At 35.9% G+C, this 10720-nt stretch carries 9 protein-coding genes; 4 read left to right on the forward strand and 5 right to left on the reverse strand.

Going from position 1 to position 10720, the window contains the following annotated elements:
* The first annotated feature begins 175 nt into the window (after positions 1 to 175).
* The 3 genes from ACKI2P_RS10875 to ACKI2P_RS10885 are packed head-to-tail and all read left to right on the forward strand — an operon-like array spanning position 176 to position 3137.
* Entirely contained in the window at positions 176 to 1546 is a 1371-nt protein-coding gene (locus ACKI2P_RS10875; protein ID WP_407377515.1) for a TldD/PmbA family protein, read from the forward strand.
* A complete protein-coding gene (locus ACKI2P_RS10880; protein ID WP_407377517.1) occupies positions 1546 to 2103 on the forward strand; it encodes a TIGR00296 family protein in 558 nt (185 codons plus the stop codon). The genes ACKI2P_RS10875 and ACKI2P_RS10880 overlap by 1 nt, the downstream gene beginning before the upstream one ends.
* Before the next feature lie 8 nt (positions 2104 to 2111).
* Complete coding sequence (locus ACKI2P_RS10885) at positions 2112 to 3137, forward strand: NOG1 family protein (RefSeq protein ID WP_407377519.1); 1026 nt, start codon at positions 2112 to 2114, stop codon at positions 3135 to 3137.
* A 210-nt stretch (positions 3138 to 3347) separates the two neighbouring features.
* Here ACKI2P_RS10885 and ACKI2P_RS10890 read toward each other — a convergent pair whose 3' ends face one another.
* Positions 3348 to 4550 carry an MFS transporter gene (locus tag ACKI2P_RS10890; RefSeq protein WP_407377520.1) on the reverse strand — a complete coding sequence of 401 codons (1203 nt, stop codon included), beginning with the start codon at positions 4548 to 4550 and terminating at the stop codon, positions 3348 to 3350.
* A gap of 292 nt (positions 4551 to 4842) precedes the next feature.
* Between ACKI2P_RS10890 and ACKI2P_RS10895 the strand changes: the two genes are divergently transcribed.
* The gene (locus ACKI2P_RS10895) at positions 4843 to 6066 is read left to right on the forward strand and encodes a nucleotide sugar dehydrogenase (protein WP_407377522.1); all 1224 of its coding nucleotides are present in this window, start codon (positions 4843 to 4845) and stop codon (positions 6064 to 6066) included.
* 28 nt (positions 6067 to 6094) lie between these two features.
* On the opposite strand, the gene ACKI2P_RS10900 is transcribed toward ACKI2P_RS10895, so the two are convergent.
* The 4 genes from ACKI2P_RS10900 to ACKI2P_RS10915 form a co-directional block, all read right to left on the reverse strand.
* Positions 6095 to 7126 (reverse strand): NADH-dependent flavin oxidoreductase, encoded by a 1032-nt coding sequence (locus tag ACKI2P_RS10900; RefSeq protein WP_407377524.1) that lies wholly within the window; start codon positions 7124 to 7126, stop codon positions 6095 to 6097.
* Between the two features lie 226 nt (positions 7127 to 7352).
* Entirely contained in the window at positions 7353 to 7835 is a 483-nt protein-coding gene (locus tag ACKI2P_RS10905; RefSeq protein WP_407377526.1) for a hypothetical protein, read from the reverse strand.
* Positions 7836 to 8257: 422 nt separating this feature from the next.
* Positions 8258 to 8524, reverse strand: a complete 267-nt coding sequence (locus ACKI2P_RS10910; RefSeq protein WP_407377528.1) for a hypothetical protein — start codon at positions 8522 to 8524, stop codon at positions 8258 to 8260.
* Positions 8525 to 8734: 210 nt separating this feature from the next.
* The gene (locus ACKI2P_RS10915; RefSeq protein WP_407377529.1) at positions 8735 to 10429 is read right to left on the reverse strand and encodes an ATP-grasp domain-containing protein; all 1695 of its coding nucleotides are present in this window, start codon (positions 10427 to 10429) and stop codon (positions 8735 to 8737) included.
* Between the last annotated feature and the right edge of the window lie 291 nt (positions 10430 to 10720).

Consider the following 10720-nt stretch of genomic DNA (forward strand, 5'->3'; position numbering starts at 1 on the left):
TATAAAAAATAATCAAAAAAACCATATTTAAAAAAAATTTTAATCAGATTCTATAAAAATTGAAAAAATAATCTTTTTTGTTTATCTGGATTTTTCTTGAAAAATTATATAACTAACGTTTATTAAACATGGAAACTAAAATAAATATTAGATTAATATAAGATGAGTGATTGAAATGGAAGAATACATTAACTTATTCGAAAACATTATTGAAAAAACAACCCCAAAAGTTGATTACATTGATATTCGCTCAGGAATCAGTGACACCTCATCAATACTTATGAAGGACGGAACCGTTGATGAAATTAACACTGGAATGAGTTTAGGAGCAAGAATCAGAGTGTTAAATAATGGAGCATGGGGTTTTGCATACACTACAGACTTATCTAAGATTAATGACATTACCGAAACTGCAATCAAATTATCCAAATCCCTTGAAGGAAACGTAAAGTTATCCGAAAGCGACGTTGTAAAGGACAGTGTTGAAGTTGACGTTAGAATACCGATTAAAGACATTTCTGTAGATGAGAAAAAAGAGATTATGAAAGAGGCAAGTGATGCCGCCACAATCGATAAGGTCAACAGTACAACAGCAAGCTATTCCGACAATGAGACAAAGGAGCTTTTTATGAACAGTGAAGGCTCTGAAATTCAAGTCAAAACATCAAGAGTCAGACTTGCACTGAATGCATCTGCAACCGATGGAGAAATAATTCAATTCGGCCACGGCAGTCTTGGAGGAGTAAAGGGCTTTGAAGTGATAGCTGACAGAGACCTTGAAGAGTTTGGAAGAAACATCGGAGAAAAGGCCGTAAGGCTTCTTGATGCAAAGCCTGCACCATCAGGCAAATTCCCTGTGATTGCAGACAATGAACTGACAGGAGTCCTGATTCATGAAGCGTTGGGCCATGCGGTTGAAGGAGATTTGATACTTCAGAACGATTCCATCCTGAAAGGCAGACTTGGCGAGCAGATTGCATCAGATATTGTCAACATATTCGATGATGCAACAATCAAGGACGGCTTTGGATACTATCCGTATGATGTGGAAGGAGTTAAAACAAAACCTAATCAGCTGGTTAAGGACGGAAAACTGATTTCACTTTTAAATTCCAGAGAAACATCATCCGAATTTGACATGCAATCTTCTGGAAACGCGAGAGCAATCATTGCACAAAAGCCTATTGTGAGAATGAGCAATACCTACCTGCAGCCTGGAGACAATACCTTTGAAGAACTTATTGAAGACATTCCAAACGGAATCTATCTTAAAGGTTCAAGGGGAGGACAAGTTGATACCGGAAAAGGCATTTTCCAGTTCAATGCAGCTGAAGGATACCTTATTGAAAATGGTGAGCTTAAAACACCAGTCAGAGACGTTTCACTTTCAGGAAACATTCTTGAAACCCTTAAAAACATCGATGCTATCGGAAATGACTTTAAATTAAGCGTCGGATTCTGTGGAAAAGACGGTCAGACCGTACCTGTCGGTGACGGAGGACCTCATACAAAAATACTGAATGCACTAGTTGGAGGCATGGGATAATGATAAGCGAAAGAGCAGGACAATACTTACTGGAACTGGCCAAAGAGGCAGTTGCATTTTACCTTGAAACAGGCAAAAAGATAGAAGTCCCAATGGACTATCCGATTGAACTGGATGAAAAGTTGGGAGTCTTTGTAACAATAAACAAGAAAAACAGATTAAGAGGCTGTATCGGATATGCAGAACCAATCGAAAGTGCAATTAAAGCAACCATTGAAGTTGCAATAGCTGCAGCATTCAATGACCCGAGATTCAATGCAATCGATGCTGACGAATACTCAAAACTTGAATTTGAAGTGACCGTCCTTACAGAACCTGAACTTATTGAAGTAGCACATCCAGACCAGTATATGGATGAAATTGAAATCGGCCGTGACGGACTGATTATTCAAAAAGGATATTCAAGAGGATTGCTGCTTCCGCAAGTGGCTGTTGAAAACGCATTTGACGTGGAAACATTCCTGGACCATACATGCATGAAGGCAGGAATTAGCGCAGACAGCTGGATGGACGAAATGTGTGACGTGTATAAATTCCAAGGACAAATATTTAAATAGTGATAAAAATGATGATACCTACAATTCCTACTCCTGAAGAACTGCTCGACAAGGGATTCAGCAGAGGAAAAAAACAAGCTGATCTTGTAAGAAGTCAAAAAATACCTAAACATCTTAAAGGCAAAAGGATTGAAGAGAGAAGAGTTGTCACTTCATGCCAGGTCATCAAGGACAAGCTAAAATCAATCATTGATGCAGTTCCTGAAATTGAAAGCCTGCATCCATTCTATCAGGACTACATTGACATTACCGTTGGGGTGGATGATTTAAAGCAATCCTTAGGAGCTCTTAATTGGGCTTATGGGATTATTACTCAACTTGAAAAAGAATACGGTGCAAAAATCAGAAAAAATCCTTCTGAAAGAGCTACCGCAATCCAAAAACAGGCTTACGGAAGAATTTCATCTGTTGTAAATAAGATTAAAAAGGATTTGGATTTCCTGGATTTTGCAAAACAGAACCTGAGAAACATGCCTACAATAGATTTTGAAGCGACAACCATAGTCATTGCAGGTTTCCCGAATGTCGGAAAATCAACACTTCTAAGAAAGATTACCGACGCGGAGCCTCAAGTTGCAAATTACCCATTTACAACAAAAGGTATTCAGATCGGACACACTGAAAGACACTGGAGACACATTCAAATCATCGACACCCCAGGTTTGCTTGACAGACCAGTTCTGGAGATGAACGATATTGAGATGAACGCTATTGTTGCATTGGAACATCTGGCCGATGCGATTCTCTTTATTTTCGACGCATCAGAAACATGCGGTTTCCATCTGGAAAACCAATACAATCTGTTGAAGCAGATTGAAAAAATCTTTTCTGAAATTCCCGTGATTTATCTTTTTAACAAAATGGATCTTATTGAAGATAGAGAATACCTCAATGAATATATTGACAATGAGGAAAACTCCATTTTCATTTCCGCGCTTGAAGGTGATGGCATTGATGCAATAAACAAAAAGATTGATACCATCAAAAAGATAGAACGTGTCTTTGAAGAAGAAGATGATGATGAATATTACTGATTTTGAATTTTAAGTATGCGTTTATACGCTACTTAACTAATTTTTTAAAAACGATTATTTTATATATTTCACAAACAATATCTAAATATGGCTTAAGAACATTAAGTCATAACAAACGATTTTTCAAAAAAAACATACCTTTTTAAAAAAACAATTTTCCAACAAACATTTGGAACTATTCACAAAAAAGTGAATAGTTTCAAATTGTAATCAGTTCAAGCTGTCGAACTTTTCAAAAGAGTTTTTTGAAGACAACCAAACCAGAAATGCTGCAACTGAAATCAGAATTGCACAACCCATCACATATGACCATCCTCCGGCGGACCATAAAAATGATGCCAATGCACTGCCGACTGCACCAAAAAGGAAATTATTAACTACAAAAACTGTATTCAAACGGCTGCGCTCCTCATTGGATAGTGCAAATAGCCTTGCCTGTGTTAAAACGGAAACCCCTTGAACGGCTATAGATATTACAGCCGCAATAATTACAATCATCACAATCGAATCCGAAAACATGAATCCGCATATCATAGTGAGGATGCTGATGAGAACAAATGCTCCAAGTGCAGGCACTCCCAATCCCTTGTCCTGAAGTTTTCCGATTCCCAAACCGAATGCGGCAGCAGCAAGACCTGCAAGACTTACAAGACCAATCTGAAATGTAGTGTAGTTGAACGGTTCGCCAGACAGTAAAAATGTCAGGGATGTCCAGAATATGTTAAATACCAAACCGAAAATCAGTCCACTATGCAGAAGAATTCTCGGCAAAGTAGTATGGCGTCTGAAAGTTGTAAAAACGCTGAGCAGGAGATCTTTATATGAATCCAGTTTATTTTTTCTTGGAAGTTCAGGCAATACATATATCATCACAAGAGCCATAATCAGATTCAAAACGGCAGCCATCAGATAAACTGACCTCCATCCCCAAAATCCTGCAACGATTCCACTTACAAATCTTGAAAAGAGAATTCCGGTTGTGATTCCTGAAGAAACAATACCAACAATATGACCCCTTTCATCAGGTTTGCTTAAATCGCCTGCCAAAGGCAAAATGATTTGACCTGAAATTGTTACAATTCCCATACTGAACAGTGACAATGACAATATGGCAAATGACGGTGCCACTGCACATGACACTAAAGTAATGACTGACAATGACATTACAATAGCTATCAATCTTTTTCGTCTGACAAAATCCCCCAAAGGCAAAATCAATAATATTCCTGTTGCATATCCAATCTGAGTAGCGGTAATCAATAGTCCGCCATTTCCTGCAGAAAGTCCGAACCCGTTTGTAATCTGAACAAGCAAAGGTTGAGCCCAATAGAGATTACCGATTGCAAGACCTGAACATACTGCAAACAAACCTGCAAGCAGCGTGGTCATTCTGACTGTATTTTCGTTATTCATTTCCATAACATTAATTTGATAAAAAATTACTTTTAAGTATAATGTGGCATCAATGACACTAATGAAAACGATTTCAGACAAAGTATTTTATATAAGAAAAATAAATTAAATAAATATCTATTTTAATGATGATTTATTGTGTTAGTGAATATTTTCACTTAAAAATTAAAAATTAAAAATGATATATGCTGAAATAGACTAAATTGAAGTTTGAACAATTCAGACATTAAACTGTAAAATTTAGCAAATCAGCAGATAACAAATAAAATGTATGAAATAGGAGACAATTAGAATGAAAATTACAGTTGCTGGTGTAGGATATGTAGGGCTTTCACTTGCTGTTCTACTAGCTCAAAAACATGAAGTAACCGCAATTACAACAACAGAATCTAAAGCGGAAAAATTAAATCAGTTTATAAGTCCTATACAGGATGATGAAATCGAAAGGTTTTTCAAAGAGACAAAAGAAGGAAGAAGAGAACTTAACCTTCGCACAACAACCGACAAAAAAGCGGCATACAGTAATGCGGAACTTGTAATTATAGCTACACCAACAAATTACGATGACGTTAATCATTTCTTTGACACTTCAGCAGTCGAAGATGCAATAGAATGGACCCTTAAAGTCAATCCGGATGTCCTTATGGTAATAAAATCAACAATTCCAGTCGGATATACTGAGTCAGTACGTGAAAAATATGGCGTTGACAATATCATATTCAGCCCAGAATTCCTTCGTGAATCAAAGGCACTTTATGATAACCTCCATCCTAGCCGTATAGTTGTCGGATGTGACGATGATCAGATGGAAGAAGGACAGATGTTTGCAGACCTCCTTCTGGAAGGTGCAAGAGAAGAAGAAAAAAGGGCAGGGTTGGATGAAGCAGACATTCCAATTTTGTTAGCTCATCTGACTGAAGCTGAAGCAATTAAGCTTTTTGCAAACACATACCTTGCGGTAAGAGTGAGCTATTTCAATGAACTCGACACATATGCGCAGACCAAAGGTCTTGATACACAGATGATTATCGACGGAGTATGTATGGACCCACGTATCGGAGGACACTACAACAACCCGTCATTTGGATATGGAGGATACTGCCTGCCTAAAGATACAAAACAGCTTTTGGCTAACTATAAAGATGTGCCACAGACAATGATAGAAGCTGTTGTAAATTCAAATTCCGTACGTAAGGAGTTCATTGCAGACCAAATCATTTCAAGAAATCCGAAAACCGTCGGTGTTTACAGACTTACAATGAAAAGTAACAGTGACAATTTCCGTGCATCAGCAATTCAGGGCGTGATGAAACGCATTAAAGCTGAAGGAATTCCAATCATAATATATGAACCTACACTTGAAGATGGAAGCGAATTCTTTAAATCAGAAGTTGTCAACGACATTGACCGTTTCAAAGCGGAAAGTGACGTGATTCTTGCAAACAGATTTGATTCACACATTCTCGGAGATGTTGTGGATAAGGTCTATACAAGAGACCTGTTTAGAAGGGACTGATTAACCCTTCAAACCCTTTTCAGGGTTACTATTTTTGATAATATTCCGGACTGCATGGCTTTAGATGACAGGTGCTTGTTTTTTTCGCATAGCAATTATGACAAGTCTGGCAAAAGCTTTCACCGTTGCCCTTAATCTGCCAGTCAACCAGAAAGCTTGGATCTGCTATAAACGGCCTTTGCATTGAAATATATTCAATGTTAGAACTGTTTAAAAGGCTGTTGATTTGATTTTGGCTGTTGAATCCTCCGCCCAGAATAACCGGAATTTCTACTTCATCAATTATTTTTTCCGCCGCATCAGCCAGAGGATTTTCCCCCTTGTTTTCACGTGTGAATACTAACTGGGAGTGAGGGCGTGTTAACTGGAGTGAATCCACACCATGTTTTTCAAGCAGTTTTGCAATTTCAATTGCCTCTTCAACTGTCATTCCGCCATTTGTTTCATCAAAAGCGTTTATTCTGCAGTTGATGTGGAGTTTTGTATTCTGCTTTAATACTTTGACCATCTCAAGAACCATCCTCAATCTGTTCAGAGTGTTTCCTCCATATTTATCCTGGCGCTTGTTTAATGACGGATTTAAAAAGTTGCTTAAAAAAAAGTTGTTTCCAAGTGCGATTTGGATTCCGTCAAATCCTGCAAAATCCATTTTTTGACCGGCGATAATAAAATCAGTCTGGATTTTTCTTATATCCTCAATTGACAAATCCTCCACACTAACGTTCTGCTCCAGTCTTTTGTTGCATTCAATGAAACCAAGCTGCGCAAAAATCGCAACATCATATACGTGAACCAGATCTGTCAAGTCTTTTGCTTCACGCACGAAGCGATTGTAGTTGGGTGTAAGTGCATATTTTGAATATGTGTCACGAGGATAGAGTGAAAACAGCTCCGTAATAATCAGACCAACACCGCTTGCTGCAATATTTTCATACCGGTTATACATTTCAGGAGTGAAATTGCCTGAAGATTCCCTTTCGGATTCCCACAGGCCGGTTCTGACTATTCTGCTGTTAAGCCTCAAATCTCCAAAATCGCAATTGTCAAACAAATCTTTCATGTTTAATTATTTATCCAAATCTCTATAAAAACATGATAGTTTTTAACAAAAACTCTCTAAAAAATGTTTTAAAACACTGCTGCTTTTTTAAATTATTGAATTTAATAAAAATAGTCATTAATTATTTTTAAAAAGTTAAAAATTAAATAACAATTGGGAGATAAATATTCTCCCAAAAAAATTATAAGGAAAAAAATAAGGTAATGGGAAATTTTCCCATTTAGTTTTAGAATGCTACTGCTTCAACACCGTTGTTTTTGTTGAAATCTTTTAAGGTGGACATTGCTTTAGCGTTGTCGATTCCGCCGTTATCTTTTGCCCAAACAACTACAATGTATTGTTGACCATTAGCGTTAATTACTTCTGAAACACCATGGGTTGCATGGTCGTAATCAGTGAAGTTTGCAATGTGGTCTGCATTCACAGTAATTTGTAAATCATCATCAGACATGATGTATTCTCTTCCGTCATGATGGATAATGTGATCTAAAACATCGTCGTTTTCCATATCGTCGTAAACATCATCGTTTACGTTTTGATAAATTGCCATTCCAGTATCTTGATTTGCATTTGCATATGCTGAATAGTAAGTACCGCTGTATACGTTTGAGTATGAGCTATCTACTTTGAAGTCGTTTACGCCTGCTGCACAAACGCCAACAAAAAGTGCGCACACAATCATTGCGAAAAGTATTTTTTTTACATCCATATTATCACCTGATTTTAATTGTAAGAGGATGGTGTGAATTTCGTCCTCTTAAAACTACAAGTAAATATATGAAATCACCTATATATAAAGTTTATCGAATGTAAGTGCCCACTTACTAGTTATTTTTAAAAAAAAATACATATAAACCAGTTATTATTCTAATATGAACTTATAATCGAAATATCCGCAAAATATCAACGTAACACATTTTTACAGTAATTTCAAATACACATAATAAATTTATTTGACAAATCTCAACTAAAAATACAAATAATAGAACAATCATCAGTTAAATGAAGTTAAATTTAAAAAATAGACATTCAAGGAATAACTTCCTTGAAGATAAAAAAAAATAATAATTTTAAGATTATGATAAAAAGTGAAATGTAGATTAAACTTCAATCCATTCACTAGCCATAAGATTAATCACGATCGTAGTAATCATCATAATAATACTCTCTTTCCCCATCCTCATCTATATAATAGTCATTAGGAGAAGGAGCATTTGAGGTAGTATTTTGGGAAGCAGTATTTGTATTGTTTGCTGGAGCATTTGAAATATTTGCTTGTGAGTTAGCCCCTGTATCTGCAGGTTTTGCACCTTTATTTTGGGTGAGGAATATACCAGCGGCTATTGCAACGACCAATATTACTACTACTGCTATAATTGCAATTGTTTTTTTGTCCATGATTATCACCTCCTTTATAATATTTGATTACATGTTAATTAAATATATTGTTATTATTCACATTATTTCAATGAAAATCCAAAAAAATTTACATTTAATCAAATATATCTTCAAATTTGAAAATGATTCATTTCAAAGATTTAAGAGGTTATCCGGAATAATTAAGTTAATCTAACCTGCAATGAAGACCTTGATTTAAAAACTCTCTGTTTAAATATTGGTTTTTGAAGCTATGACAACATTTTTCATGCGATAAGGTGGAACGACAATTTTTAAATTTAAAGATTTGATAAGAGCTTCTATACCTTTCCTGCCCCCTGGGATAAAATCATAAGTAGTCTTAGGTATGAAAACATACCCATTAACTTTAATGAAGGAAAGTATATCAAAAACAATATCAACAGTAATCAGTGAATTTTTTTCAATGAAACTTTTATTTAGATTCACTACAACAAAATCAAATTTACCGTTGACATTCTTTATATCTTCAAGGCCCACCTGAAGCATGTTGATACCGTCTAAAAATTGGTCAGTAATTAAAATTCCATTTCCATAATTTAGACCAATTGAAAGGGCATTTTGAAGATTTTTTACAAGTCCCAGTTCATCCAGCTCATAATTTTCGTCTGCATCCGCATTTAAAATCAAGTCAAAAACATTTCTTTCAACGCTTCTTAAAAAATCAATATCCCTATCGACAATATTCTCATCCTCATGAACCAGATAGATATATCCGCAGCTTGTCTTTAAATCTTCAGTCATGACAAAATGTTTCATATCCTCTATATCCTGTAAAGTAGTATCATAATAGCTTTGTAATTTAGGAGAAATATTATTTATAGGTGCAGATTTTGCCCAGATATCTTCAGGAACAATAAATATTTTTAGAGCACCTGTTGCAGAGAGATTATACGGTTTTTTTCTCTTTTCATGAAAATTGAAAGGATTTAAGTAAGCATCCAATATTGAATCTGTTTCATGCTGGCCTGAAATCTTATCTAAAAACTCACATGACATGTTAGCTCCGCAAGGGCGGCAGTTAACCTCAATAAGCACCGGACCATTCTTATCAACCATATATTCGCCATGAACAGGACCGTATTTAATGCCTATTGCATCAACCACATCATATGCATACTCAGCAAGTTCTGCTTCCCCTATATTCAGGTCATTCACGGTTTTGACCATATCATATAGAATTGCACCTTCAGAGTTTCTTACCTTCTCATATTTCCAAATGAGCGTAATCCTATGAATTCCGTCACATGATACAGTGTTTACAATATACTCTTCGCCGTTGATTCTCTCCTGAACCAGCAAAACTTCATTTTCATCACCGTAGGAGTTAGTCTTATCAAACTGGTCAGTTAAATGATCAATCATTTCCTGTTTGTTTAAACAAATGCGCACACCTACCGAAGAAGCACCTCGTACCGGTTTTATAACAACTTCCTCCAGGGAGTTTGCGTCATAAAATTCAACGGCATCCTCAACGGATGAAACAACTTTTCCCCGAATATGCCTGAGACCCCTTTCAGCAAGTCTTTCATGCATTTTGTCCTTTTTGGTCATCGCATCCAAATTGTCAATGGAGTTACATGATAAATCCAAATCATTAGCAAGTTTGGTTGCAAGAACAACCCCCTGTTCACTACCCGGAACAACAACAACCGGATGAAGTTGGCGAATCATATCCAAAGTTTCTTCATATGTGTCCTTTTCATAAAACAATTCAAAATCATAATCAATTCTATCATAGTTGGATTTCATCAACTGTTTGTACGTTTCAACATTCTGATTACCCGGTTTTAATTCCAAAACAATAGGATTATAACCTCGATTATAAATGTCTTCAATGAAATTTGTACCTGTCGATTTACAATCTACAACTAGTATATTTTCCAAAAAATTCCTCCTTATCAAAAAATATGATAAAAATATAATAAATAATTTACCAAATGAAATTAAAATCAGCTGATATAGACCATCACTTTTTCATGGCGAACCGCCGCATCCATAAACATGAAAATCAATTCTAAGAATTTTTTCAAAAATACCTGCACGCCTTATTTTACATGTGAAAATAACTACAAATAATTCATTGAACTACCTCAACTTATTGAAGTTGAGGATTCCTAGGTTTTTTATTATATATCGTTGGTTATTTGATATTATCCTAGGCTATCTCCCTCGTCC

This window comes from Methanobrevibacter sp. (genome assembly GCF_045541095.1).
Classification (GTDB): Archaea; Methanobacteriota; Methanobacteria; order Methanobacteriales; family Methanobacteriaceae; genus Methanocatella.

Coding starts and splice junctions, on each gene's coding strand:
- ACKI2P_RS10875 (WP_407377515.1), top strand. CDS start 176: ATGGAAGAATACATTAACTTATTCGAAAACATTATTGAAAAAACAACC.
- ACKI2P_RS10880 (WP_407377517.1), top strand. CDS start 1,546: ATGATAAGCGAAAGAGCAGGACAATACTTACTGGAACTGGCCAAAGAG.
- ACKI2P_RS10885 (WP_407377519.1), top strand. CDS start 2,112: ATGATGATACCTACAATTCCTACTCCTGAAGAACTGCTCGACAAGGGA.
- ACKI2P_RS10890 (WP_407377520.1), bottom strand. CDS start 4,550: ATGAATAACGAAAATACAGTCAGAATGACCACGCTGCTTGCAGGTTTG.
- ACKI2P_RS10895 (WP_407377522.1), top strand. CDS start 4,843: ATGAAAATTACAGTTGCTGGTGTAGGATATGTAGGGCTTTCACTTGCT.
- ACKI2P_RS10900 (WP_407377524.1), bottom strand. CDS start 7,126: ATGAAAGATTTGTTTGACAATTGCGATTTTGGAGATTTGAGGCTTAAC.
- ACKI2P_RS10905 (WP_407377526.1), bottom strand. CDS start 7,835: ATGGATGTAAAAAAAATACTTTTCGCAATGATTGTGTGCGCACTTTTT.
- ACKI2P_RS10910 (WP_407377528.1), bottom strand. CDS start 8,524: ATGGACAAAAAAACAATTGCAATTATAGCAGTAGTAGTAATATTGGTC.